The organism is Nocardioides sp. NPDC057767 (genome assembly GCF_042798275.1).
Classification (GTDB): domain Bacteria; phylum Actinomycetota; class Actinomycetes; order Propionibacteriales; family Nocardioidaceae; genus Nocardioides.
Window position 1 is genome coordinate 16,798 of record NZ_JBHVKJ010000038.1, and the last position, 23,412, is coordinate 40,209.

Here is a 23,412-nt window from a genome sequence, read left to right on the forward strand (position 1 = left end):
CAGGAGAACCACCATGCGTACGTCCCGAATCGCCGCCCTCGCCGGGCTCGCCGGCATCGCCGCCGCGGCCACCCTGTCCTCCACCGCCCTCGGCACGGGCACCGCGGCCAACGCCGCCGAGGGGCGCCCGGCGAGCTACCTGCTCGAAGGTGACCCCTCCGCCCAGGGCGGCTCGAAGTTCGAGGGCATCGGCGTGGACCAGGAGTCCGGCACGTTCTACGTCAGCGAGGTCACCGGCGGCGAGATCCAGCGCGGTACGTCCGACCAGGCCCAGGCCGAGGAGTGGCTGCCCGGTGGTGGCACCGACGGCCGCTACACCGCTCGCGGCATCACCGTCGACGACCAGGGCCGCATCTACATCGCCGGCGGCCCGAACGGCACCGGCAACGACCGCCCGGACCTGTGGGTCTACAGCCCGTCGGGCGAGCTGCTGGCGGCGCTCCGCGTCCCCGACAACGACGCGTTCCTGAACGACGTCGCGATCGGGCCTGACGGGGCTGCGTACTTCACCAACTCCAACGACCCCACGATCATCCGCGTCGCCGAGGGCGCGAGCGGCTGGGAGGCCACCGAGTGGGCCGACGGCAGCTCGCTGATCACCCGGCAGGAGGGCTTCAACCTCGGCGGCATCGTGACGAGCACGGACGAGTCCGCGTTCGTCGTCGCCCAGGGCAACACCGGCCAGCTGTGGCGCTTCGACATCGCGACCGGTGAGGTCAGCGCGATCGACACCGACGGCGCCGACCTGCGCAACGCCGACGGCCTGGTCCGGCAGGGCCGCGACCTCGCCGTGATCCGCAACTTCGACAAGCAGCTCGTGCACCTCGAGCTGAACCCGTCGGCGACCTCCGCCGACCTCGTCTCGTCGCGCGCCACCGACCCGGACCGGGTCTTCACGACCGGCAAGCTGCTCGACGGCCGGCTGCTGCTCGTCGACAGCCACTTCGACGAGCAGACCGCGCAGGGGCCGTACGAGATCGTCACCGCACGGATGCCGCGATGACCACCTCTCACCTGCGGTGGTCGATGGCCGCCGCGGCGCTGGCCGTGCTTCTGGCAGGCTGCGCCGCGGCGCCTTCGGAGACCGCCGAACCGTCTCCGTCGAGATCTCCGTCGAGCTCGGCGTCCACCGCGCCCGAGACGGCGAAGGACACCCCCGGCCCCGAGGAGCGACAGCGGATGAACGAGCAGCTGATCAAGGCCGCCTGGGACAACGACGTGGCACGTGCCCGCGAGCTGATCCAGGCCGGCGCGGACGTCGACCATCAGGACGACACCCAGCAGAGCGCCTACCTCATCGCCGCGAGCGAGGGCTACGTCGACCTGCTCGACCTGGCGCTGCGCAACGGCGCGGACATCAACGCCAAGGACTCCTACGACGGCACCGCGCTGATCCGCGCCGCCGAGCGCGGGCACGCCGACATCGTCGGGCGCCTGGTGCAGGCCGGCATCGACCTGGACCACGTCAACAACCTGGGCTGGACCGCACTGCACGAGGCGATCGTCCTCGGCGACGACGGCCCGGACGCGGCCGACACCGTGCGCGTGCTCGTCGCGGCCGGCGTGGACATCTCGGTCCAGGCCGGCCGGGACGGGAAGACCGCCCTCCAGCACGCCGAGGAGCGCGGGTTCGATGCGATCGTGTCGACGCTGCGTACGGCTTCCTCCCAGGTCACCGACGGTGAGGCCCAGCTCCTGCGTGCCGCTTCAGCGGGGGACGCGGACTCGGCCGCAGCGGCCCTCCGCGGCGGCGCCGATCTGGAGGCGCGCGACGGCAACCGGCGTACGCCGCTGCTGCTCGCGGTCACCGAGGATCACCTCTCCACGGCTCGACTGCTCGTCCACCTCGGCGCAGACCCGGACGCGCTCGACGGTCAGCACGACACCCCGTGGCTGGTCACCGGAGTCACCGGAAGCGTCCCGATGGCCGAGCTGCTGCTCACCGCCGACCCGGACCTGACCGTGCGCAACCGCTACGGCGGCGTCTCGATCATCCCGGCCAGCGAGCGCGGCCACGCCGACTACGTGGAGCGGGTCGCTCGCACCGAGATCGACCTCGACCACGTCAACGACCTCGGCTGGACCGCGCTTCTCGAGGCCGTGATCCTGGGCGAGGGGTCAGAGCGCTGGCAGCGGGTCGTGGCCAGCCTGCTCGAGAACGGCGCCGACCCGGGCATCGCCGACCGCGACGGCGTGACACCGCTCGAGCACGCCCGCAACCGCGGCTTCACCGAGATCGCTCGGATCATCGAGCAGCATGGCGGCTGAGTCGCCGCTTCCCCTGAGATCGCGGCGGCAGCGGCACGAACATCGAGGTGCGCGCGGCGTACTCCGCGTAGCCGGGCCGCTTCATCATGGTCTTCTCCAGCAGCCGGGCGCCGGTCGCGTGGACGAGGAAGTAGGTCATCGCCACCGGTGCGACGACCGTCGCCGGCCCGACCCACCACACGGTGGCGGCCCCGATCAACCAGATGCCCCACCACACGCACGCGTCGCCGAAGTAGTTCGGGTGGCGGGTGTAGCGCCACAGACCGGTGTCCAGCACCCGCGGCCGGTCCGGGGAACGCTTGTACGCCGCCAGTTGGGCGTCTCCGACCGCCTCGAACCCGACCCCGACGACCCACATCAGCGCACCGGCGGCCACCAGCCACCACAGCGGATCGGAGCCGGTGACCGCGATCGCCTGGATCGGCCAGGAGACCAGCCAGGCGGCGAGGCCCTGGATCCCGAAGACCCGCAGCGCGGCCTTCCCGAACGGGGTGTCCCCGAGCATCTCGGCGTAGCGCGGGTCCTCACCTGCGCCGTGGTTGCGACGGTGCATGTGCAGGGCCAGGCGCAGGCCCCACACCCCGACCAGGGCCAGCACCAACCAGGGCAGCGGGCCGGTGGTGCCGATGCCGACGGAGAGGACCGCGCTGCCGGCTGCCACCGCGACGAACGCGGGACCCCAGGTCGTGTCGACCACGGAGAACCGCCCGGCCCGTCGGGCGGCGATCGTGGTGATGATCATCAGCACCGCGACGACGGCGGCAGCGGCGCCGCTGACGACGAGCAGGTCGCGGATCAACGAGCCTCGTCCCGGGTGAACGTGAGCTGTTGGACGTCGATGTAGTCGGCGGCGAAGCCGGCCCGGGTGTACTCCAGGTAGAAGTGCCACATCCGCAGGAACGTCTCGTCGAACCCGAGCGCCCGGACGTCGTCAGCACGGTCCCACAGCGCGGTGTCCCAGCGCCGCAGTGTCTCCGCATAGTGGGCGCCGAACGAGAGCCGGCTCCTCAGCCGGAGCCGGGTGTGCTCCTCGGTGACACCGGTGATCGCCTCGGTCGAGGGGAGCAGCCCGCCGGGGAAGATGTACTTGGTGATCCAGGTCTCGGTGTTCCGAGTCGCCAGCATCCGGTCGTGCGGCATGGTGATCGCCTGGATCACCGCCGCGCCGCCCGGGGCCAGGACCTCGTCGATCTTCGCGAAGTAGACCGGCCAGAACCGCTCGCCCACCGCCTCGATCATCTCGACCGAGACCACCGCGTCGTACGTCCCGTCCACGGCCCGGTAGTCGCACAGCTCCACGTCCACCCGATGGGCCAGACCGGCCGCGCCGATCCGGCGCCGCGCCAGGTCGGCCTGCTCGACGGAGAGGGTCACCGAGGTGACCTGGGCGCCCCGGGCGGCGGCCCGCAGGGCCAGCTCTCCCCAGCCGGTCCCGATCTCCAGCAGACGGGTGCCAGGTCCGACTCCCGCCTCGTCGAGGATCCGGTCGATCTTGCGGTGCTGGGCGATCGCCAGGTCCTCGGTCGAGGGCAGGGAGGCGAAGAGGCCCGCCGAGTAGCTCATCGTCGGGTCCAGGAAGAGCGCGAAGAAGTCGTTGGACAGGTCGTAGTGGTGCCCGATGTGCTCGCGCGCGTTCTCGGGCGTGTTCAGATCCTTCGCGCCGCGGCGCCGCTCGTAGACTCCGCGCAGCCGCTGCGCCCATCCGGGCAGGAGACCGTCGAGGTCCCGGCACAGCACGGTCAGGGTCTCCCCCAGCTCGGGTGCGTCCCAGGCACCGGTCAGGTACGCCTCGCCGAACCCGATCAACCCGTGCCGGCTGAGCCTGGCGTAGAACTCCTCCGGCCGGTGCAGCACGATGTCGGCCGGGCTGCCGTCCTCGCTCACGCTGATCCCGAGCCGCTTCGTGGCAGCCCGGAACACGGTCGCAGCGGCAGCCGCGGCGCCCCGCGTCAGCGGGCCGGTGGGCGCTTCCTGCAGCATCGGCCAGCGCTCGGCCACCGGGGTCTGGGCGGTGGGGGCTTCGATGGTCATCATCGGACTCCTTCTTGGTGGTGCAGCGGCCGTCTGTGGACCGGCAGGCGTCGTAGCCACAGCGCTACGCCGTGGATGCGGATCCAGACCGCGCCGAGCAGCGCGGCGGGAGCGGAACGGAGCACGGTCCCGGCGCGCTGTTCGACACGTACGCCGCGGACGGCCGCGTCGAAGACGGTCCCGTCCTCGGTGGTCAGCCGGACGGCGACCGCGAGCCGGTCGTCGGGTTTCGGCACGGTGAGGTCGTAGTGGCCGTCGACGCCGTGGAACGGCGAGACGTACATCTTCTTCGCGACGTGTGCCCGGTGCCGTCCGTCGGGGTGTACGAGGTAGGCGTGCCGGTCGCCGTAGGTGTTGTGCACCTCGACGACGGTGGCCAGCGGCTCCCCGGACGGCGAGGTGCACCAGTAGACGCTGATCGGGTTGAAGCAGAAGCCGAACGCTCGCGGCTGAGTCGCCAGCAGCACCTTGGCCTCGCCCAGGTCGATGTCGTGGAGCCTCAGGAAGGTGGCCAGGTTCTCCCGGATCGTGCGATCGGGGTCGCCCAGATGGTCACGGGCCTCGAAGCGGCCGAGGATCCCGCGGTCGGGCAGCCGGTCCAGGTCGACCACCTGCCAGTAGGAGCGGTGCACGAACCGGTTCCGCAGCGGTCCTCGCCTGGAGTGGCTGACCGTCGTGCGGTAGACGCCGGTCGCGGGGTCCTCGCGCTGCCCTGTCGGAGAGGTCCAGGTCAGCCCCAGCCGCTGCGCCGCCCGGGCACCGGAACGGGCGCCGTCCTCGTGGAACCCCCAGCCGCGCCAGGCACCGGCGAAGACGAGCCTGTCCGAGTCCAGCTCGTCGGCGCGCTGCTGAGCCGCCACCGACTCCGGGGTGTAGAGCGGGTGCTCGTACTCCATGGTGGCGATGACCTTGTCCGGGTCGATCAGGTCGGCGCCACCGAGGGTGACCAGGTGACGTACGCCGCCGGGGGCCGGCAGTCGCATCAGCCGGGTCAGGTCGTAGGTGACCGTGACCTTGCCGCTGCCCGGGCGCTCCAGGTAGTTCCACGACGACCGGGTGTGCTCGCTGCGCGGCAGCAGGCTGGTGTCGGTGTGCAGCTGGGCCTGGTTGGCGGAGTAGGGGAAGGCGGCCAGGATCTCGAGCTGGGCGTCCGTGGGCGTCCCGAGCATCGCCAGCGACTGCCCGGGATGGGTCGCCAGCACGGCGGCATCGAAGACCTCGGTGGTCCCGTTCCCGTCGGTGATCTCGACGCCGGCACCGGTCTCGACCACGTTGACCACCTTCGTCGAGGTCAGCACCCGGCCACCGCGGTCGCGGATCGCGGCGGCGACCCTCTGGACGTACGTCGCCGAACCGCCGGTGACCGTGCGCCAGCGCGGCGAACCGAAGACCTGCAACATCCCGTGGTGGCTGAGGAACTCGAAGAGGTAGCGAGCCGGGTAGCTCAGCGCCGTCGCCGGGTCGCACGACCACACCGCGGCGACCAGCGGAGCCATGAAGTGACGGCGGAAGTGCGGCGTGAACCCGTGCTCGTCGAGGAACTCCTCGAGCGTGCGGTCGTCGGGCTCGCCCACCGCGAGCAGCGCCCTGGCCGCACGCTGGAACCGTGGGATCTCGGCGAGCATCCGCAGGTGCGCCGGCCGCAGAGCCCGCCGGTCGGGCAGCCCGCCGCGGACCCCGCGCGCGCCCGCGTACTCCACGCCCGCGTCGTCCGAACGCACCGACATCGACATCTCCGAGACCTGCGTCGGCACGTCGAGCTCGGCGAAGAGCCGCAGGAGCGTCGGATACGTACGCCGGTTGTGCACGATGAACCCGGTGTCGATCGCCAGCTCGCTCCCGTCCGGCGCGGTGACCCGATGGGTGTCGGCATGGCCGCCCAGCCGGTCGTCGGCCTCGAAGAGGGTGACCGTGCCGTGCAGCGACGCGATGTACGCCGCGGTCAGGCCCGCGACACCGCTGCCCACCACTGCGATCCTGCGTCGTTCGCGGTCGGGACTGCTCATCGGGCTCCTCATGGTCGAAGGGGGGGCGATCGGCGCAGAGGCGCTGTCACCCGGTCTTCGCTCACCGAGGCGAATCGGATTTGTTGTTCAGGTCATCGATTTCGTATGGGCGTAGATCATGGTCCTGGGTCCGGAGGAGGCAGAGATGAGCGACAGATCAGTCCCGACGGCGGCGCTGCGGGTCACGACGTGTGACACCGAGGAGACGCTCGCCGCGGCCAGTGTTCTGTTCGACCACTACCGGCGCCACTACGGCGTGCCGCCGGAGGACACCGGCGAACGCACCGTCGCTTGGCTCACCGAGATGGTCCGGTCGAACATGCTCACCGTCTTCACTGCATCCGTCGAACCACCCGCCGGCTCACCTCCGATTGGTCTGGCGACCAGCCATGCGGTCCCGGCATCCCTGGCCATGGGACGGTTCTGGCAACTGCGTGACCTGTTCGTGCTCCCGGGGTCCCGCCGCAATGGAGTGGCGGCCGCGCTGGTCGGCGCCGTCCGCGACGCGGCGCTCACAGCAGGCGCCACCCGGCTGTCCCTCGTGACCGAAACCGACAACGAAGCGGCGCTCGGCCTCTACCGGGAGCTCGGATTCAGGTCGGTCCGGGGGCTGACATCGCTCAGCCTCGACCTCGCTTGACATCTGCCGTACGGGCGGGTCGTCGCCGGCAGCTCTACAGCGGCGCGATGCTCCCCGCGTGAAAGAAATGTTTCTTTCACGCGCAGCCCATGACCGCTGCGACCGGAACTCCACATCGCGCGGGGTCAGCCACGACAGCGGAGGCCGACCGGCATCAGGTGAACTGCCTCGACAGGACCGCGTGCCGGTTGACGTCCTTGTAGAGCAGGTAGCGGAACCGGTCGGGTCCACCGGCGTAGCAGGCCTGCGGACAGAAGGCCCGCAGCCACATGAAGTCGCCCTCCTGCACCTCCACCCAGTCCTTGTTGAGCAGGTAGACGGCCTTGCCCTCCAGGACGTAGAGCCCGTGCTCCATCACGTGCGTCTCCGGGAACGGGATCGCACCGCCGGGCTCGAAGCTGACGATGTTGACGTGCATGTCGTGGCGTACGTCATCGGGGTCGACGAAGCGCTGGGTCTTCCAGGCACCGTTGGTGCCCGGCATCTCGCCGCCGGGCACGTCGACCTCGTTGGTGACGAACGGCTCCGGCACCTCGATGCCTTCGACCCGCTGGTAGGCCTTGCGGATCCAGTGGAAGCGGGCGATCTGGTCGCTGGTGTTGTGCAGCGTCCAGGCGCAACCGGGCGGGAGGAAGGCGTAGCCGCCGGGGGCGAGGTCGTGCTTCTTCCCGTCGATCGCGAGCGTCAGCGCCCCCTCGACCACGAACAGGACGCCCTCGGCACCCGCGTCGAGCTCGGGATTGTCGCTGCCCCCACCGGGCGAGACCTCGACGATGTACTGCGAGAACGTCTCGGCGAAACCGGAGAGCGGCCGGGCGATCACCCACAGCCGGGTGCCCTCCCAGAACGGGAGCTTGCTGGTGACGATGTCGCGCATGGTGCCACGCGGGAGCACAGCGTACGCCTCGGTGAACACGGCCCGGTCGGTGGTCAGCTCACGCTGCGACGGGTGGCCGCCGGTCGGGGCGTAGTAGCGAGGTTCGCTCATGGTCGGGCTCCTTCTGTGGTGACTCTGCTGAGCAGCCGGCCCTGGGGCGCGGCCTCGATGTCGATCTTCTCGCCGCGCAGCCAGGTCTCGCGGACGACGCCTGCGAGGGTCCGGCCGTGGTAGGGCGTGACGGCGTTCTTGTGATGGAGCCTCGCGGCGTCGACGACGAAGGTGTCGTCGGGGGCGAGGACCGCGAAGTCGGCGTCGTGGCCGACCGCGATCTGCCCCTTGCCCGGCAGCCCGGCGTGACGGGCGGGGGCCGCGGACATCCAGCGGGCGACGTCGGTGAGGGCGAAGCCGCGGGCTCGGGCCTCGGTCCAGACCGCCGACAGCCCGAGCTGGAGCGAGGAGATGCCGCCCCAGGCGACCCCGAAATCGCCGGTGTCGAGGGCCTTCAGGTCGGGCGTCGAGGGCGAGTGGTCGGTGACGACCATGTCGATGACGCCGTCGCGCAGGCCCTGCCACAGCAGCTCGCGGTTGGCCGCCTCTCGGATCGGCGGGCAGCACTTGTACTGCGTTGCCCCGTCGGGGATCTCCTCCGCGGCGAAGGTCAGGTAGTGGGGGCAGGTCTCGGCCGTGACCGCGACCCCGTCGCGGCGGGCCGAGGCCAGCATCGCGAGCACGTCGGAGCTGGAGACGTGCAGGATGTGGACGCGGCAGCCGGTCCACCGGGCCAGCTCGATCACCTGGGCGATCGCCAGGTTCTCGGCGCCCCGCGGCCGGCTGTGCAGGAATCGTTCGTACGTCCCACCCCCTGCGGCGGGCGCGTGCTCGATCGCGTGGGCGTCCTCGGCGTGCACGATCAGCAGACCGTCGAAGGCCGCGATCTCGCGCATCGCGAGCTCGAGCTGCTCGGCGTCGAGCGGCGGGAACTCGTCGACGCCCGAGTGCAGCAGGAAGCACTTGAACCCGGAGACACCCGCCTCGTGCAGCGGTCGCAGATCGGCGACGTTGCCGGGGATGGCGCCGCCCCAGAAGCCGACGTCGACGAAGACCTGTCTCCACGCCGTCTTGCGCTTGAGAGCGAGCGCCGCGAGGTCACAGGTGGGCGGGATGCTGTTGAGCGGCATGTCGACGATGGTGGTGACCCCGCCGGCGGCCGCGGCCCGGGTCGCGGAGGCGAAGCCCTCCCACTCGGTCCGGCCAGGGTCGTTGACGTGCACGTGCGCGTCGACGACGCCGGGCATCAGCACCTCGTCGTCGGCGAGGTCGACCACGCGGTCCGCGGTCAGGTCCCCCGGCCCGACCGCGGCGATCCTCCCGCTGCGGATCCCGACGCTGCCCGCTGTCTCGCCGTCCGGGGTCACCATCCGCGCTGCCCGGATGACGACATCGAGATCTCGACTCACATCTTCACCTCTGCCTCATCAACTGCCTCTTCGACCGCCACCACCCGCGTACGCTGGCGCCCCAGGCCGATCACCTCGGCCTCCACCACGTGCCCCTCGCGCAGGAAGGGCCGGGGCTCGGGCCGCAACGCTGCGACCCCGCCCGGCGTCCCGGTCAGCACCAGGTCGCCGGATTCGAGTGTCATCAGCGTACTGAGGTACGCGAGCACCTCGCCGACGCTGTAGGCCATCCGGGCGGTCGTTCCGTGCTGTCGCCGCTCGCCGTCGACCCACAGCTCCAGGGTCAGCGCCTGCGGGTCGCCCGCGGCGTCGGAGGTGACCAGCCACGGGCCGATCGGGGTGAAGGTGTCGGCGCACTTCCCCTTGGCCCAGGTCGGCCCGGCCGCGATCCGAGCCCGCTCGCTGACGTCGTCGGCGGTGAGGTAGCCGCCGACCGCGGCGAGCGCCTGCCTGGGGTCGCGGCATCGGGAGAGCGTGCGCCCGACCACCACGCCCAGCTCGACCTCGTAGTCGGTCATCGTCGACCCCGGTGGCAGCTCGATCTCGTCGTGAGGACCCACGATCGACGTCGAGGGCTTCAGGAAGACCACCGGCTCCTCCGGGATCGCGACCCCGGCCTCCTCGGCGTGGTCCTCGTAGTTGAGTCCGACCCCGACGACCTTCCCCGGCCGGGCCACGGGCGGCCCGATCCGGGTGCCGTCGGGGACCCTCGGAAGTCGGCCCGAGGCGATCGCCTCCCGCACCGACGCGAGGCGCGCCGGGTCGCCGAGCAGACTGCCGTCGATCGCCGGCGCCACAGCCGACAGGTCACGCAGAATGTTCTGGTCGTCGAGGGCCGCGGGGCGCTCCGCGCCCGGCGGTCCCACCCTCAGCAGTCTCATGCGTCCTCCTTGATCAGATGATCTGTGGCGATCCGCTCGGCGATCTGCTCGAGCAGGGCCGCTGCGTCGGTCAGGCAGCGCCGCCGGTCGGGTTCGATGTCGACAAGGGCGTACGCAGCGTCGATCCCGGCCGCCCGCAGTCGCTCGTGGTCGAGGTGGTTGACCCCGCAGACCGCCACGACCGGGACACCGGCGCGCGCGGCGGCCGCGGCGACGCCGGCCGGGGCCTTGCCGTGCAGGGTCTGCTCGTCGAGCGCTCCCTCTCCGGTGACGACGAGGGTCGCGCCCTCCAGCCGAGCCCCGAAGCCGACCAGCTCCAGCACGAGATCGATCCCCGAGCGGAGCTCGGCGCCGAGGAGAGCCACAGCAGCGAAACCCACACCCCCGGCGGCACCGGCACCAGGGTGGTCCCGGAGATCGGCACCCGTCGTCTCCGCGACGACGGAGGCCCAGTGGGCGAGCGCGCCGTCCAGGCGGCGTACCTGGTCGGGATCGGCACCCTTCTGCGGCCCGTAGACCGCGGCCGCGCCACGGGGTCCGGTGAGGGGGTTGTCGACGTCGCAGGCGACGGTGATCTCGACCCCCTCGATCCGGGGCCGGAGCTCGGCGAGGTCGAGTCGAGCCACCTGCTCCAGGCCGGCTCCGCCCTCTGGCACCGGCGACCCGGACGCGGTCAGCAGCCGGGCACCGAGCCCACGAAGCAGCCCCGCACCGCCGTCGGTGCTGGCGCTGCCGCCGATACCGAGCACCACCCGGCGACACCCGGCATCGATCGCGGCCGCCATCGCCTGGCCGGCCCCGAGGCTGGTGGCGCCCAGCGGATCCGGCGCCCCCGGCAGCCGGACGAGCCCGGCCGCGTCGGCGAGCTCGACGACAGCGGTGTCGTCGCGCCGGGCGTACGCGGTCCGCACCGGCGACCCGGTCGGCCCGGTCACGGTGACCGGCACCAGGGTGAAGCCGGCCGACTCGGCCGCCGCCAGGGTGCCGTCGCCGCCGTCGGCGACCGGGATCGCGTCGACGACCACACCGGGACACCCCCGGCGTACCCCGGCGCTCACCGCCGCCGCGACCTCGGCAGCGGTGAGCGATCCCTTGAACTTGTCGGAGGCGACGAGCACGCGGACCATGAGTCAGTCCAGCGGGACGAGCGCGGTCGGGGCGTGCTCACCACGCTCGGCCAGCTCCTCGAACTCGACGACAGCGTCGATCTCGACACCCATCGAGACGTTGGTGACGCGCTCGAGGATCACCTCGACCAGCACCGGCACCCGATACTCCGCCTGAAGCGCCTTGGCCTTCTCGAAGGCAGCACCCAGATCGGCGGGGTCGGTGACCCGGATCGCCTTGCAGCCCAGCCCCTCGGCGACCTTGAGATGGTCGACGCCATAGCCGTCGACCTCGGGGCTGTTGACGTTGTCGAAGGCGAGCTGGACGCAGTAGTCCATCTCGAACCCGCGCTGGGCCTGGCGGATCAGGCCGAGGTAGGAGTTGTTCACGACGACGTGGATGTAGGGGATGTTGAACTGCGCGCCGACCGCCAGCTCCTCGATCAGGAACTGGAAGTCGTAGTCGCCCGACAGCGCGACGACCTGACCGTCAGGACAGGCGGTCGCGACCCCCATCGCGGCCGGCAGGGTCCAGCCGAGCGGACCCGCCTGACCTGCGTTGATCCAGTGCCGCGGCTGGTAGACGTGCAGCAGCTGCGCGGCCTGGATCTGGGAGAGACCGATCGTGGTGACGTACCGGGTGTTGGCGCCGAAGGCGCGGTTCATCTCCTCGTAGACCCGCTGCGGCTTGATCGGGACGTCGTCGAAGTGCGTCTTGCGGTGCAGCGTCCGCTTGCGCTCGGCGCACTCCTCGGCCCAGGCCGTACGGCTCGGGATCCGGCCCGCGCCCGCCCACTCCCGAGCGACCTCGACGAGCACCTTCAGCGCCGCCCGGGCGTCGGAGACGATCGAGTAGTCCGGCGCGAAGACCCGGCCGATCTGGGTCGGCTCGATGTCGATGTGCACGAACGTACGTCCGCGGGTGTAGGTCTCGACCGAGCCGGTGTGGCGGTTGGCCCACCGGTTGCCGATGCCGAGCACGAAGTCGCTGGCCAGCATGGTCGCGTTGCCGTAGCGGTGAGAGGTCTGCAGGCCCACCATGCCCGCGTTGAGCGCATGGTCGTCGGGGATCGTGCCCCAGCCCATCAGCGTCGGGACGACGGGAACACCGGTGACCTCGGCGAGCTCGACCAGCAGGTCGGCGGCGTCGGCGTTGATCACGCCCCCGCCCGCGACGATCAGCGGGCGCTCCGAGGCCAGCATCATCGTCAGCGCCTTCTCCGCCTGGGCACGGCTGGCCGCCGGCCGGGCGATCGGCAAGGGCTCGTACGTCTCGATGTCGAAGTCGATCTCGGCGAGCTGCACGTCGAGCGGGAGGTCGACCAGGACCGGGCCGGGACGTCCCTCGCGCATCAGCCGGAAGGCCTTCTGGAAGGTGCCGGGGACCTGGGCAGGCTCCATCACGGTGACCGCCATCTTGGCGAGCGGGCCGGCGATGGCGGCGATGTCGACCGCCTGGAAGTCCTCCTTGTGGAGCTTCGCGACCGGCGCCTGACCGGTGATGCACAGGATCGGGATCGAGTCGGCGGAGGCCGAGTAGAGACCGGTGATCATGTCGGTGCCGGCCGGGCCGGAGGTGCCGATGCAGACGCCGATGTTGCCGGCCTTCGCCCGGGTGTAGCCCTCGGCCATGTGCGAGGCCGCCTCGACGTGGCGGGCGAGCACGTGCTGGAGCCCGCCGTGCTTGCGCATCGCGCTGTAGAACGGGTTGATCGCGGCACCCGGGAGGCCGAACAGCTGGGTCGCGCCCTCCTTCTCCAGGATCAGGACGGCGGCGTCGACCGCGCGCATGCGTGCCATCTCAGTTCTCCTCGGTTTCGGTGGTCGAGCTCGTCGAGATTCCGCTCAGGCGCTCGACGCCCCGCAGCAGGGCGGAGTGGTCCAGGCCGCCGTCGCCGTTGGCCCGTGCGCTCGCCATCAGCTGGGCGACCAGCGAGCCGAGGGGGACCACGACGCCGGCCTCGCGGGCGGCGGAGGTGACGATGCCCATGTCCTTGTGGTGCAGGTCGATGCGGAACCCGGGCTGGAAGGAGCGGGTCAGCATGTTCTCCTTCTTCTGGTTGAGCACGCTCGACCCCGCGAGCCCGCCGCCGAGCACCTCGAGGGCGGCCTTGGTGTCCACGCCGTACGCCTCGAGGAAGACGACCGCCTCGGACAGCGCCTGGATGTTGGCGGCGACGATGAGCTGGTTGGCGGCCTTGACCGTCTGGCCGGCGCCGCTCGGGCCGACGTGGACGATCGTCTTGCCGACGGCGTCGAAGAGCGGCTTCGCGGTGGCGAAGTCGTCGGCCGCGCCGCCGACCATGATCGAGAGAGCCGCGTTCTTCGCGCCGGCCTCGCCACCGGAGACCGGGGCGTCGAGGATGCGGAAGCCGCGGGCGGTGGCCTGCTCGGCGAGCGCCGCGGTCACGTCGGGCCGGATGCTGGAGAAGTCGATGATCAGCGCGCCGGCGGGCGCGTTCTCGAAGACGCCGCCCTCGGCCGTGAGGACCTCCTCGACGTGGGGCGAGTCCGGGACCATGACACAGACGACGTCCGCGTCGCGGCAGGCGTCGGCGGTGGACTCGGCGGCCCGGCCGCCCGCCTCGACGAGGCCCTTCGCCCGCTCGGGCGAGTGGTCGTAGCCGGCGACGGTGTGGCCGGCCTCGGCCAGGTGGACGGCCATCGGGTTGCCCATGATGCCGAGGCCGATGAATGCGATGTTGGTCATGATGATCTCTCCTGCGGGGGTTGTCAGCGGGTGGCCGTGGCGGCGCTGCGGCGCTCGCGCGGCAGCCAGTCGAAGCTCTCGGCGGAGGTCGTGGCGGGCTTGTACTCCAGCCCGACCCAGCCGCCGTAGCCGGCCGCCTCGAGGGCGGCGAGCTGCCGCTCGAGGGGGAGGTCGCCGGTGCCGGGCTCGTTGCGGCCCGGGGCGTCGGCGATCTGGACGTGCGCGATGCGAGCGGCGTACGCAGCGATCACCGCGTCGACGTCGTCACCGTTCACGGCGAGGTGGTAGAGGTCGGCGAGCAGGCCGATGTTGGGCTCGCCGGCACGGTCGATCGCGGCCACCGCGTCGGCGGCGGTGAGCAGCGGATAGCGGGCAGCGCCGCTGACCGGCTCGACCAGCACGGTGGCGCCGATGCGAGCGGCCGCCCGGGCGGCCATCCCGAGGTTCTCGGCGCCGAGCTCGTCCTGCACCTCGGGGGCGGTGCCGTCGACACGGTTGCCGTAGAGCGCGTTGAAAGCGGTGCAGCCGAGGCGCTCGCCGATGCCGATCGTGGCATCGATGTTGTCCCGGAACTCCGCCGACCGGGCCGGCCACGAGACCAGGCCGCGATCTCCGGCAGGCATGTCGCCGGCGAAGAAGTTGAGGCCGACGAGCTGGACTCCGGCGTCCTGAACGGCGGCGACGAAGGCGTCCACGTCGGTGTCGGACGGCACCGCCTCGGCGAAGGGCCACCAGAACTCCACCGCGTCGAAACCGGCGGCCTTCACCGCCGCGGGGCGCTCGAGCAGCGGGAGGTCGGTGAACAGGATCGAGCAGTTCACCTCGTAGCGGAGCTGGTGGGACATCCTCACCAATCCTTCCGTAATGCGGAATTTGATTTCTGACATTCGAAATATAAGGATGTGACCGGAGACACGTCAACCCGGTGCGGGCACCAGGCCGCAAACTGATGAAGAAACGACAACGGGCCTCCCACGCATGCGCGCAGGCGTTGTACGTTCCTCCAAGACGAGGCCCGAAACGGACCGGCTGACCGGTGGAGGCACCGTGCTATTGGCAGAGCTTTTGGAGACGCCCAGCCTGGGCCTGCGGCTCCTGCATGCGCCCGAGGGCTCGCTGGAGCGTCCGGTGGGACGCACGATCACGATCGACCTGCTCGAGCCCGGCCGCTACCTGAACGGTGGCGAGCTCGTCCTGACCGGCCTCGTCTGGCGCCGCCGACCCGAGGACAGCGAGACGTTCGTGTCCTCGATCGCGGACGGCGGTGCGACCTGCCTGCTGGCCGGCGCGGCCCTCCTCGGCGCCGTGCCAGACGACCTCGTCGAGGCCTGCCGCCGCCATCAGGTCGCCCTGGTCGAGGTGCCCGGCGACGTGGCGTTCGCCGACGTCACCGAGTATGTCGCGGCTGCCGGCGCCGCCGGCGAGAGCGCCCGGATGTCGGCCAGCCTGGCCCGCCAGCGCCAGCTCCTCTCCGCCATCGCCTCGGGCCGCAGCCTCGACGAGCTGGCCGCCCGGGTGGCCTCCGAGATCGGCCATGCGTGCCGCGTGCTCACCGCCAGCGGCCGACATGTCGTCCCTGGTCCCGGCGAGCTCGATCCCGAGACCGTCGACGCGCTCACCCGCCGCTTCCTGACCGCCGATCTGCTGCCGGCGGTGGCGGAGGTGGGTGACCGCAGCTACTCCCTGTTCCCCGTCGGATCGGGCCTGGCCGACCGCGTCACCGGCTGGACCGTGGCCGTCGAGGGCGACCACACCACCTGGCCACGGGAGGACCTCGACATGGTTCACGAGTTCGGAGCCATCACCGCCCTGGACCGCTCGCGCCGCGACGAGGGGTTCCGCGTCCGGCGGCCGCTCGCGGCAGCAACCCTCGCCCACGTGGAGGCCGGTGCCTCACCTGCCGAGATCGCCACCGGACTGCGCCAGTCCGGGATCGATCCCGACCGTCCTCTCGTCCTCGCCGTGGCCGAGCTCGGGCCGGGCGGGCCACCCGACGCGGTGGCCGCGGTGCTCGAGGACGTGGCTCTCGGCCTGGGGCCGTCCGTCGTCGCCAGCGCCGCCCGGGACGGCTGCGCGGTCGCCTTCCTCCCCGCCCGCCCCGACCTCACCGACCAGCTGCGCCGCTCGCTGACCCGGCTGGCGCCGGCGCTGGTCCGCGGCTCCCTGTCCGTGGGGCTGAGCGGCGAGAGCGGCATCGACGCCCTGGCCGGCGCACTCGAGGAGGCCCGGTTCGCCCACCGGGTCGCCCGCTCCGGCGGCGGCGCGGTGGCCCTGTCCAGCTCCGAGGAGGTCACCTCCCACGTACTGCTGCTGGCCACCGTCCCCGACGACATCCGCCGCACCTACGCCCAGCGCGTCCTCGGCCCGGTCCTCGAGCACGACCAGCGCACCGGGAGCGACCTGGTGCCGACGCTCGACCGGTTCCTGACGTACGCCGGGTCGTGGACGCGCACCGCGGAGTCGCTCCACCTCCACGTCAACAGCGTGCGCTACCGGATCTCCCGGGTCGAGGAGCTGACCGGCCGTGACCTGACGACGATGGAGGACCGCGTCGACGTCTTCCTCGCCCTCAGATCGCTCTGAGCTCGGTCCAGCGAAACCGCTCAGAAACCGCTCGGAAACCAGCCGCGCGCCATTCTGGAGCATCACACAAAGGCCACATCCGCACCGACCGCATCTTCGGATGATCGGCGGGTGCCGCTCAGGGCGCCGGGAGACCAGGCTGTGGGGTAAGTCACAGCTCACCTGCCCACCAGGGCGCCCCCGAGAAAGGTGTGAGGATGAACGCGAGAGCAGTCCTGAGGTCGATACGGCCGCAGAAGAAGGTCGGTGCCGGCCCCACCCACCCCGTGGACGAGGTGCTCCCGGCGGGCAAGCTCGCCGTCTACGGCCTCCAGCACGTGCTCGCGTTCTATGCCGGTGCGGTGATCGTGCCGATCCTGCTCGCCAACTCGATCGGGCTGAGTCAGCAGGAGCTGATCCACCTGATCAACGCCGACCTGTTCACCTGCGGCATCGCCTCGATCATCCAGTCGGTCGGCTTCTGGAAGGTCGGCGTACGTCTCCCGCTGCTGCAGGGCGTCACCTTCACCGCCGTCTCGCCGATGATCGCGATCGGGCTCGCCGCAGGTGGCGGCACCGACGGGCTGCTCGTCATCTACGGCGCGGTGATCGTCGCCGGTCTGGCGACCTTCTTCATCGCCCCCTACTTCAGCCGGCTGATCCGGTTCTTCCCGCCGGTCGTGACCGGCTCGGTGATCACGATCATCGGCATCGCGCTGCTGCCGGTCGCGGCCGCGGACGCGACCGGTGGCGCCGGGCCGACCTCGGACCCCACGAGCGGCCGCAACCTGGCGTACGCCTTGGGCACCCTGGCCCTGATCGTGGTCATCCAGCGGGTGTTCAAGGGCTTCATGGCGACCGTCGCCGTGCTCGTCGGCCTGGTCGTCGGCACCCTCGTCGCGTGGGCTCTCGGGGACGCCCACTTCGACGCGGTCGCCGGCTCCGACTGGGTCGGTGTCACCACCCCGTTCCACTTCGGCTGGCCACAGTTCTCCGCCGCCGCGATCGTGTCCATGATCGTCGTCATGCTGATCACCGCCGTGGAGACCACCGGTGACGTCTTCGCCACCGGCGAGATCGTCGAGAAGCGGATCGGCCGCAACGACATCGCCCGTGCCCTGCGCGCCGACGGCCTGGCCACCACCATCGGTGGCGTCTTCAACTCCTTCCCCTACACCTGCTTCGCCGAGAACGTCGGTCTCGTCCGGCTGACCCGGGTCAAGAGCCGCTGGGTCGTCGCCGCGGCCGGCCTGATCATGGTGTTCATCGGGCTGCTCCCGAAGGTCGGCGCGATCGTCGCCGGCATCCCGCACCCGGTCCTCGGCGGCGCCGCCCTGGCCATGTTCGCCACGGTCGCGGTCGTCGGCTTCCAGACCCTCAGCAAGGTCGACTTCCACGACCACCGCAACGTGGTGATCGTGGCGACCAGCGTCGGCCTGGCCATGTACGTCACCGCACAGCCTGAGGTCGCCCAGGCCGTCCCGGGATGGGCCGAGATCATCTTCGGCAGCGGCATCACCCTGGGCAGCCTGACCGCGATCCTGCTCAACATCCTGTTCCACCACGTCGGCCCGGACTACGGCCCGGCCGTCGCCGGTCAGCCCGGTGAGGGCGTCCGGCTCGACCAGGTCAACCAGATGGGACGTACCGAGTTCGTGGAGACGTTCGACGGTCTGTTCCAGGGACCGCGGTGGATGGTGGAGCGGGCCTGGGAGCAGCGGCCGTTCGCCGACACCCACGCGCTGCGCCGCGCCTTCCAGGACGCCCTGTTCAGCGGCTCGGTCGAGGAGCAGCGCGAGCTGATCGAGGCCTATCCCGAGCTCGGTTCGAAGCTGGTCTCGGACGGGATCGTCGGTGAGGAGTCGCTACGCGACCAGTCCTCGCGCGGCCTGACCCACCTGGCCGAGCCGGACCAGGAGGCGCTGACCTCGCTCACCGACGCCTATCACGAGCGGTTCGGCTTCCCGCTGGTCATCTCCGTACGCGACTCCGACTCGCTCGACCGGATCCTCGCCGAGGGCCGCGAGCGGCTCGGCAACTGCGAACGCCAGGAGCACGCCGCCGCACTGATCGAGATCGCGAAGATCGCCGGCCACCGCTTCGACGACTTCCTGCGCGATGCCAACCCCATCCACAGCGCCCGCACCCGCAACCCGATCCGGAGTCAACGATGAGCACACCCAGCGCCCCCTGTGTCACCGTCAACGGGGACCAGGTGCCCCTGACCGGGGTCGCCACGCACACCACCGTCCTCGACTGGCTGCGCAACCGCGGTCTGACCGGCGCCAAGGAGGGCTGCGCCGAGGGCGAGTGCGGCGCCTGCTCGGTGCTGGTCGCCCGGCCCGGCACCACCTCTCCGACCGAGTGGACCTCGGTCAACGCCTGCCTCGTCCCGGTCGCCGCGCTCGACGGCCAAGAGGTGGTGACCAGCGAGGGCCTCGGGTCCAGCGACGACCTCCACCCGGTCCAGCAGGAGCTCGCCGTACGCGGCGGCTCGCAGTGCGGCTACTGCACCCCGGGCTTCGTCTGCAGCCTGGCCGCGGAGTACTACCGCCCGAACCGTGAGCCCTCCGTCGACGGAGCCTCGTGCGATCACGAGCACGGCCCGAACGGCGTCGACCTGCACGCGCTGAGCGGCAATCTGTGCCGCTGCACCGGCTACCGCCCGATCCGGGACGCCGCCTACGCCCTCGGGGCCCCCGAGGCCGACGACGCGCTCGCCGCGCGCCAGCAGCAGCCTCCGCCCGAGCCGCGGCCGACCCGGATCGCGGTCGACGGCGCAGAGTTCGTGCGCCCGGAGAGACTCACCGAGGCGCTCGACCTGATCACCGAGTGGCCGGAGGCCCAGGTCGTCGCCGGATCGACCGACTGGGGCGTGGAGGTCAATCTCCGCGGCCGCCGCGCGCCCCTGGTGGTGGCGATCGACCGGCTGCCCGAGCTGCGCGAGCTCTCCTTCCGGACCGGCCGCGTGGAGATCGGCGCGGCCCTCACGCTGACCGAGATCGAGCGCAAGCTCAACGGTCGGGTGCCGCTGCTGGCCGAGCTGTTCCCGCAGTTCGCCTCGCGGCTGATCCGCAACGGCGCGACGCTCGGTGGCAACATCGGCACCGCCTCGCCCATCGGCGACGCCCCGCCGGCGCTGCTCGCGCTCGACGCCGAGGTGGTCCTGGCCTCGCCGCGCGGCGAGCGGGTCGTCGCGCTGGCTGACTACTTCACCGGCTACCGGGAGACGGTCCGGGCCGCCGACGAGCTGATCCGCAGCGTACGGCTGCCGTTGCCGTTGGCTCCGGTCGTCGGCTTCCACAAGATCGCCAAGCGCCGCTTCGACGACATCTCCAGCGTGGCCGTGGGCTACGCGCTCGAGATCGCCGACGGCGCCGTGGTCCGCGCCCGGATCGGCCTGGGTGGCGTCGCCGCCACCCCGTTGCGTGCGGTCGCCACCGAGGACGCCCTGGTCGGGCAGCCCTGGACCGAGGAGTCCGTACGCCGCGCCGCGGCCGTTCTCGCCGCCGAGGGCACACCGATGGACGACCACCGCGCCAGCGCGTCCTACCGCTCGGCGATGCTCGGCCAGTCCCTGCTGCGCATGTTCCACACCCACCGTCCTGTCGACATGGAGGAGGCACTGGCATGAGCGCCCTGTCCCAACGCCCCGACAACCCCGTCGTCGGGATCCCGCTCCCGCACGAGAGCGCCGCACTGCACGTCACCGGCGAGGCGCTCTACACCGACGACCTGGTCGGGCGGATCGCCGGCACGCTGCACGCCTGGCCGGTCCAGGCGCCGCACGCCCACGCGATGGTCACCGCGCTGCGCACCGCGCCCGCCTATGCGGTGCCCGGCGTCGTGCGCGTGCTGACCGCCGAGGACGTACCGGGTCTCAACGACGCCGGTGTGAAGCACGACGAGCCGCTCTTCCCGACCGAGGTGATGTTCCACGGCCATGCGGTGTGCTGGGTGCTCGGCGAGACCCAGGAGGCGGCCCGGCTGGGCGCGGCCGCGGTCGAGGTCGACTACGAGCCCTTGCCCTCGCTGGTGACGGTGAAGGAGGCGATCGCGGCGGAGAGCTTCCAAGGGACCCCGCGCAACCTCTCTCGCGGGGACGTCGGCGCCGCCCTGGCCGACGCCGCGCACGTCTTCGAGGGTGAGTTCGAGTTCGCAGGTCAGGAGCACTTCTACCTGGAGACCCACGTCTCGCTGGCGCTGGTCGACGAGGGCGGCCAGGTGCTCGTGCACAGCAGCACCCAGCACCCCTCCGAGACCCAGGAGATCGTCGGCCACGTGCTCGGCGTACCGAGCCACGAGGTCACTGTCCAGTGTCTGCGGATGGGTGGCGCGTTCGGCGGCAAGGAGATGCAGCCGCACGGCTATGCGGCCATCGCCGCACTCGGCGCTCGGTTGACCGGGCGGCCGGTGCGACTGCGGCTCAACCGCACCCAGGACATCACCATGTCCGGCAAGCGCCACGGCTTCCACAGCACCTGGCGGGCCGGGTTCGACGACGAGGGCCATATCGTCGCTCTCGAGGCCACGCTCACCGCCGACGGCGGCTGGAGTCTCGACCTCTCCGAGCCGGTGCTGGCCCGCGCGCTGTGCCACATCGACAACGCCTACTGGGTGCCGAACATCCGGGTCGACGGCCGGGTCGCGCGCACCAACAAGACCTCGCAGACCGCCTTCCGTGGCTTCGGCGGCCCCCAGGGCATGCTCGTCATGGAGGACCTGCTCGGCCGGTGCGCGCCCCTGCTCGGCATCGATCCGCTCGAGCTGCGGCGCCGCAACTTCTACCAGCAGGACCAGACCACGCCCTACGGCCAGCAGGTGCGCCAGGCCGACCGGCTGGCTGCCTGCTGGGACCAGGTCGCGGCGTCGGGAGAGGTGGCTCGCCGCCGCGCGGAGATCGCCGACTTCAACAGTCGGCACCCGCACACCAAGCGAGGCCTGGCGATGACGCCGGTGAAGTTCGGCATCTCGTTCAACCTCACCGCCTTCAACCAGGCCGGCGCCCTCGTCCACGTCTACAAGGACGGCTCGGTGCTGATCAACCACGGCGGCACCGAGATGGGTCAGGGCCTGCACACCAAGATGCTCCAGGTCGCCGCGACGGCCCTGGGGCTCCCGTTGGACCGCGTACGCCTCGCCCCCACGCGCACCGACAAGGTGCCCAACACCTCGGCGACCGCGGCCAGCTCCGGCGCCGACCTCAACGGCGCCGCGATCAAGAACGCCTGCGAGCAGATCCGCGAGCGGCTCGCCCAGGTCGCCGGCGGCCATCTCGGGATCAGCCCCCGCGACGTACGAATCGAGGCCGGCGTCGTCCGCGGCCTCTCCCCCGCTTCGGGGTCGATCGGCTGGAACGAGCTCGTGAACACGGCTTACCACCAGCGGGTCCAGCTGTGGGCGGCCGGCTTCTATCGGACCGAGGGTCTGCACTGGGATCCCAACGTCATGCAGGGCGAGCCGTTCAAGTACTTCGCCAACGGCGTCGCCGCCTCCGAGGTCGAGGTCGACGGGTTCACCGGTGCCTACACGCTGCGACGCGTCGACATCGTCCACGACGTGGGGGACAGCCTGAGCCCGCTGATCGACATCGGCCAGATCGAGGGCGGCTTCGTCCAGGGCGCAGGGTGGCTGACCCTGGAGGACCTGCGCTGGGACACCTCCGACGGGCCCCACCGGGGTCGCTTGGCGACGCAGGCAGCGAGCACCTACAAGCTGCCGAGCTTCTCCGAGATGCCCGAGGACTTCCGGGTGCAGCTGCTCGAGAAGGCCCACGAGGAGGGCGCCGTCTACGGCTCCAAGGCCGTCGGCGAACCCCCGCTGATGCTCGCCTTCTCCGTACGCGAGGCGCTGCGCGAGGCGGCCGCCGCGTTCGGTCCGGCCGGCATCAGCGTCGAGCTGGCCTCCCCGGCGACGCCGGAGGCGGTCTACTGGGCGCTCGACAAGGCGCGTACGCCGCCGGCCCCCGAGACGAGCGACGCCGGCGCCGAGCCGGCCATGGCCGGGGAGAGGTGAGGACATGGAGTGGCTGAAGGCCGTCCAGCGGCTGCGCGAGCAGCGGGTTCCCGGCGTACTGGTGACCCTGTCGTCCGTGCGTGGTCACTCGCCGCGCGAGGCCGGGGCGAAGATGGTCGTCTCGGCCGACCGCACCTGGGCCACCGTCGGTGGCGGCAACCTCGAGGCGGTGGCGATCGAGCGCGCCCGGGCGATGCTCACCGAAGGTGGTGGGGTGCCGGAGAGCCTGAAGGTGTCGCTCTCCGACAAGGCGCCCTACCAGCACGGTGTGCAGTGCTGTGGTGGCGAGGTCGAGCTGCTGCTCGAGCCTCTCCCCGTGGTCCCGTCCGTCGCCGTCTTCGGGATGGGCCACGTCGGGGTCGAGCTGGCCCGCATCCTGGCCCGCCACGACCTCGAGCTGCACCTCGTCGACTCCCGCGCCGCCCAGCTCTCGCCTGACCACCTGCGAGGCCTGGACGACACCGTCGCCGGCATCCACGTCCACGAGGTGCCGGTGCTGCCCGAGCTCGTGATCAGCGAGCTCCCCGAGGGCACCCACATCCTGATCATGACCCACGACCACGCCGAGGACGCCGCGCTGTGCGACGCGGCCCTCCGCGCCGCACACCTCGGGTCGATCGGGTTGATCGGCTCGAGCGCCAAGTGGAGCCGGTTCCGGGCCAAGCTCGCCGACGAGGGCCACAGCCCCGAGGCGATCGCCCGGATCACGACCCCCATCGGCCTCCCGGATCTCGGTGGCAAGGAGCCGGCCACGATCGCGGTCAGCGTCGCGGCCCGGCTGCTGCAGCTCTTCGCGGGGGTCTCGACAAGCTCGACCACCGACGTATCGACCGAACAACAAGCAAGGTGACATCCC

18 protein-coding genes are annotated in these 23,412 nt (G+C 71.4%); 8 read left to right on the forward strand and 10 right to left on the reverse strand.

Annotation, left to right across the window (positions count from 1 at the left end; genetic code table 11):
- Window positions 1–13 precede the first annotated feature (13 nt).
- A complete protein-coding gene (locus tag ACFVDI_RS19325; protein WP_378908313.1) occupies window positions 14–1,003 on the forward strand; it encodes an SMP-30/gluconolactonase/LRE family protein in 990 nt (329 codons plus the stop codon).
- Complete coding sequence (locus ACFVDI_RS19330) at window positions 1,000–2,268, forward strand: ankyrin repeat domain-containing protein (protein ID WP_378908317.1); 1,269 nt, start codon at window positions 1,000–1,002, stop codon at window positions 2,266–2,268. Before ACFVDI_RS19325 ends, ACFVDI_RS19330 begins: the two co-directional genes overlap by 4 nt.
- Here ACFVDI_RS19330 and ACFVDI_RS19335 read toward each other — a convergent pair.
- Genes ACFVDI_RS19335 through ACFVDI_RS19345 form a run of 3 tightly spaced genes read right to left on the reverse strand, consistent with a single transcriptional unit; the run spans window position 2,246 to window position 6,305 of the window.
- Window positions 2,246–3,067, reverse strand: coding sequence for a DUF1295 domain-containing protein (locus ACFVDI_RS19335; RefSeq protein WP_378908320.1), 822 nt, complete (start codon window positions 3,065–3,067; stop codon window positions 2,246–2,248). The two genes, ACFVDI_RS19330 and ACFVDI_RS19335, sit on opposite strands and share 23 nt — an antisense overlap.
- A complete protein-coding gene (locus tag ACFVDI_RS19340; RefSeq protein ID WP_378908324.1) occupies window positions 3,064–4,299 on the reverse strand; it encodes a class I SAM-dependent methyltransferase in 1,236 nt (411 codons plus the stop codon). The genes ACFVDI_RS19335 and ACFVDI_RS19340 overlap by 4 nt, the downstream gene beginning before the upstream one ends.
- Window positions 4,299–6,305 carry an FAD-dependent oxidoreductase gene (locus ACFVDI_RS19345; protein ID WP_378908328.1) on the reverse strand — a complete coding sequence of 669 codons (2,007 nt, stop codon included), beginning with the start codon at window positions 6,303–6,305 and terminating at the stop codon, window positions 4,299–4,301. The genes ACFVDI_RS19340 and ACFVDI_RS19345 overlap by 1 nt, the downstream gene beginning before the upstream one ends.
- Before the next feature lie 145 nt (window positions 6,306–6,450).
- Here ACFVDI_RS19345 and ACFVDI_RS19350 point away from each other — a divergent pair, with 145 nt between their 5' ends.
- A complete protein-coding gene (locus tag ACFVDI_RS19350; RefSeq protein ID WP_378908332.1) occupies window positions 6,451–6,945 on the forward strand; it encodes a GNAT family N-acetyltransferase in 495 nt (164 codons plus the stop codon).
- Between the two features lie 154 nt (window positions 6,946–7,099).
- Here the strand turns inward: ACFVDI_RS19350 and ACFVDI_RS19355 are convergent, their stop codons facing one another.
- Genes ACFVDI_RS19355 through ACFVDI_RS19385 form a run of 7 tightly spaced genes read right to left on the reverse strand, consistent with a single transcriptional unit; the run spans window position 7,100 to window position 14,824 of the window.
- The gene (locus ACFVDI_RS19355) at window positions 7,100–7,933 is read right to left on the reverse strand and encodes a bifunctional allantoicase/(S)-ureidoglycine aminohydrolase (protein ID WP_378908336.1); all 834 of its coding nucleotides are present in this window, start codon (window positions 7,931–7,933) and stop codon (window positions 7,100–7,102) included.
- Complete coding sequence (allB, locus tag ACFVDI_RS19360; RefSeq protein WP_378908340.1) at window positions 7,930–9,282, reverse strand: allantoinase AllB; 1,353 nt, start codon at window positions 9,280–9,282, stop codon at window positions 7,930–7,932. Before allB ends, ACFVDI_RS19355 begins: the two co-directional genes overlap by 4 nt.
- Window positions 9,279–10,163, reverse strand: coding sequence for a fumarylacetoacetate hydrolase family protein (locus ACFVDI_RS19365; RefSeq protein ID WP_378908343.1), 885 nt, complete (start codon window positions 10,161–10,163; stop codon window positions 9,279–9,281). Before ACFVDI_RS19365 ends, allB begins: the two co-directional genes overlap by 4 nt.
- Window positions 10,160–11,290, reverse strand: a complete 1,131-nt coding sequence (locus ACFVDI_RS19370; RefSeq protein ID WP_378908348.1) for a glycerate kinase — start codon at window positions 11,288–11,290, stop codon at window positions 10,160–10,162. The genes ACFVDI_RS19365 and ACFVDI_RS19370 overlap by 4 nt, the downstream gene beginning before the upstream one ends.
- 3 nt (window positions 11,291–11,293) lie before the next feature.
- Entirely contained in the window at window positions 11,294–13,069 is a 1,776-nt protein-coding gene (gcl, locus tag ACFVDI_RS19375; RefSeq protein ID WP_378908352.1) for a glyoxylate carboligase, read from the reverse strand.
- A gap of 1 nt (window position 13,070) precedes the next feature.
- Window positions 13,071–13,979, reverse strand: coding sequence for a 2-hydroxy-3-oxopropionate reductase (locus tag ACFVDI_RS19380; protein WP_378908356.1), 909 nt, complete (start codon window positions 13,977–13,979; stop codon window positions 13,071–13,073).
- A gap of 23 nt (window positions 13,980–14,002) precedes the next feature.
- Entirely contained in the window at window positions 14,003–14,824 is an 822-nt protein-coding gene (locus ACFVDI_RS19385; RefSeq protein WP_378908360.1) for a hydroxypyruvate isomerase family protein, read from the reverse strand.
- Between the two features lie 208 nt (window positions 14,825–15,032).
- Between ACFVDI_RS19385 and ACFVDI_RS19390 the strand changes: the two genes are divergently transcribed.
- From ACFVDI_RS19390 to xdhC, 5 genes are all read left to right on the forward strand, one after another.
- Window positions 15,033–16,562, forward strand: a complete 1,530-nt coding sequence (locus ACFVDI_RS19390) for a PucR family transcriptional regulator (protein ID WP_378908363.1) — start codon at window positions 15,033–15,035, stop codon at window positions 16,560–16,562.
- A 197-nt stretch (window positions 16,563–16,759) separates the two neighbouring features.
- Window positions 16,760–18,715, forward strand: a complete 1,956-nt coding sequence (gene uraD / locus ACFVDI_RS19395; RefSeq protein ID WP_378908366.1) for a 2-oxo-4-hydroxy-4-carboxy-5-ureidoimidazoline decarboxylase — start codon at window positions 16,760–16,762, stop codon at window positions 18,713–18,715.
- Window positions 18,712–20,175: a xanthine dehydrogenase small subunit gene (locus ACFVDI_RS19400; RefSeq protein ID WP_378908370.1), complete on the forward strand. Its 1,464-nt coding sequence runs from the start codon at window positions 18,712–18,714 to the stop codon at window positions 20,173–20,175. Before uraD ends, ACFVDI_RS19400 begins: the two co-directional genes overlap by 4 nt.
- Entirely contained in the window at window positions 20,172–22,556 is a 2,385-nt protein-coding gene (gene xdhB, locus ACFVDI_RS19405; RefSeq protein WP_378908373.1) for a xanthine dehydrogenase molybdopterin binding subunit, read from the forward strand. Before ACFVDI_RS19400 ends, xdhB begins: the two co-directional genes overlap by 4 nt.
- A gap of 4 nt (window positions 22,557–22,560) precedes the next feature.
- Window positions 22,561–23,406, forward strand: a complete 846-nt coding sequence (xdhC, locus tag ACFVDI_RS19410; RefSeq protein ID WP_378908377.1) for a xanthine dehydrogenase accessory protein XdhC — start codon at window positions 22,561–22,563, stop codon at window positions 23,404–23,406.
- Window positions 23,407–23,412: the final 6 nt, after the last annotated feature.

What these genes read in the sequence shown, in the direction of transcription:
- gcl (WP_378908352.1), bottom strand. Translation starts at nt 13,069, where the DNA reads ATGGCACGCATGCGCGCGGTCGACGCCGCCGTCCTGATCCTGGAGAAG.
- ACFVDI_RS19340 (WP_378908324.1), bottom strand. Translation starts at nt 4,299, where the DNA reads ATGACCATCGAAGCCCCCACCGCCCAGACCCCGGTGGCCGAGCGCTGG.
- ACFVDI_RS19325 (WP_378908313.1), top strand. Translation starts at nt 14, where the DNA reads ATGCGTACGTCCCGAATCGCCGCCCTCGCCGGGCTCGCCGGCATCGCC.
- xdhC (WP_378908377.1), top strand. Translation starts at nt 22,561, where the DNA reads ATGGAGTGGCTGAAGGCCGTCCAGCGGCTGCGCGAGCAGCGGGTTCCC.
- ACFVDI_RS19350 (WP_378908332.1), top strand. Translation starts at nt 6,451, where the DNA reads ATGAGCGACAGATCAGTCCCGACGGCGGCGCTGCGGGTCACGACGTGT.
- ACFVDI_RS19355 (WP_378908336.1), bottom strand. Translation starts at nt 7,933, where the DNA reads ATGAGCGAACCTCGCTACTACGCCCCGACCGGCGGCCACCCGTCGCAG.
- ACFVDI_RS19370 (WP_378908348.1), bottom strand. Translation starts at nt 11,290, where the DNA reads ATGGTCCGCGTGCTCGTCGCCTCCGACAAGTTCAAGGGATCGCTCACC.
- xdhB (WP_378908373.1), top strand. Translation starts at nt 20,172, where the DNA reads ATGAGCGCCCTGTCCCAACGCCCCGACAACCCCGTCGTCGGGATCCCG.
- uraD (WP_378908366.1), top strand. Translation starts at nt 16,760, where the DNA reads ATGAACGCGAGAGCAGTCCTGAGGTCGATACGGCCGCAGAAGAAGGTC.
- ACFVDI_RS19400 (WP_378908370.1), top strand. Translation starts at nt 18,712, where the DNA reads ATGAGCACACCCAGCGCCCCCTGTGTCACCGTCAACGGGGACCAGGTG.
- ACFVDI_RS19380 (WP_378908356.1), bottom strand. Translation starts at nt 13,979, where the DNA reads ATGACCAACATCGCATTCATCGGCCTCGGCATCATGGGCAACCCGATG.
- ACFVDI_RS19365 (WP_378908343.1), bottom strand. Translation starts at nt 10,163, where the DNA reads ATGAGACTGCTGAGGGTGGGACCGCCGGGCGCGGAGCGCCCCGCGGCC.
- ACFVDI_RS19345 (WP_378908328.1), bottom strand. Translation starts at nt 6,305, where the DNA reads ATGAGCAGTCCCGACCGCGAACGACGCAGGATCGCAGTGGTGGGCAGC.
- ACFVDI_RS19330 (WP_378908317.1), top strand. Translation starts at nt 1,000, where the DNA reads ATGACCACCTCTCACCTGCGGTGGTCGATGGCCGCCGCGGCGCTGGCC.
- ACFVDI_RS19385 (WP_378908360.1), bottom strand. Translation starts at nt 14,824, where the DNA reads ATGTCCCACCAGCTCCGCTACGAGGTGAACTGCTCGATCCTGTTCACC.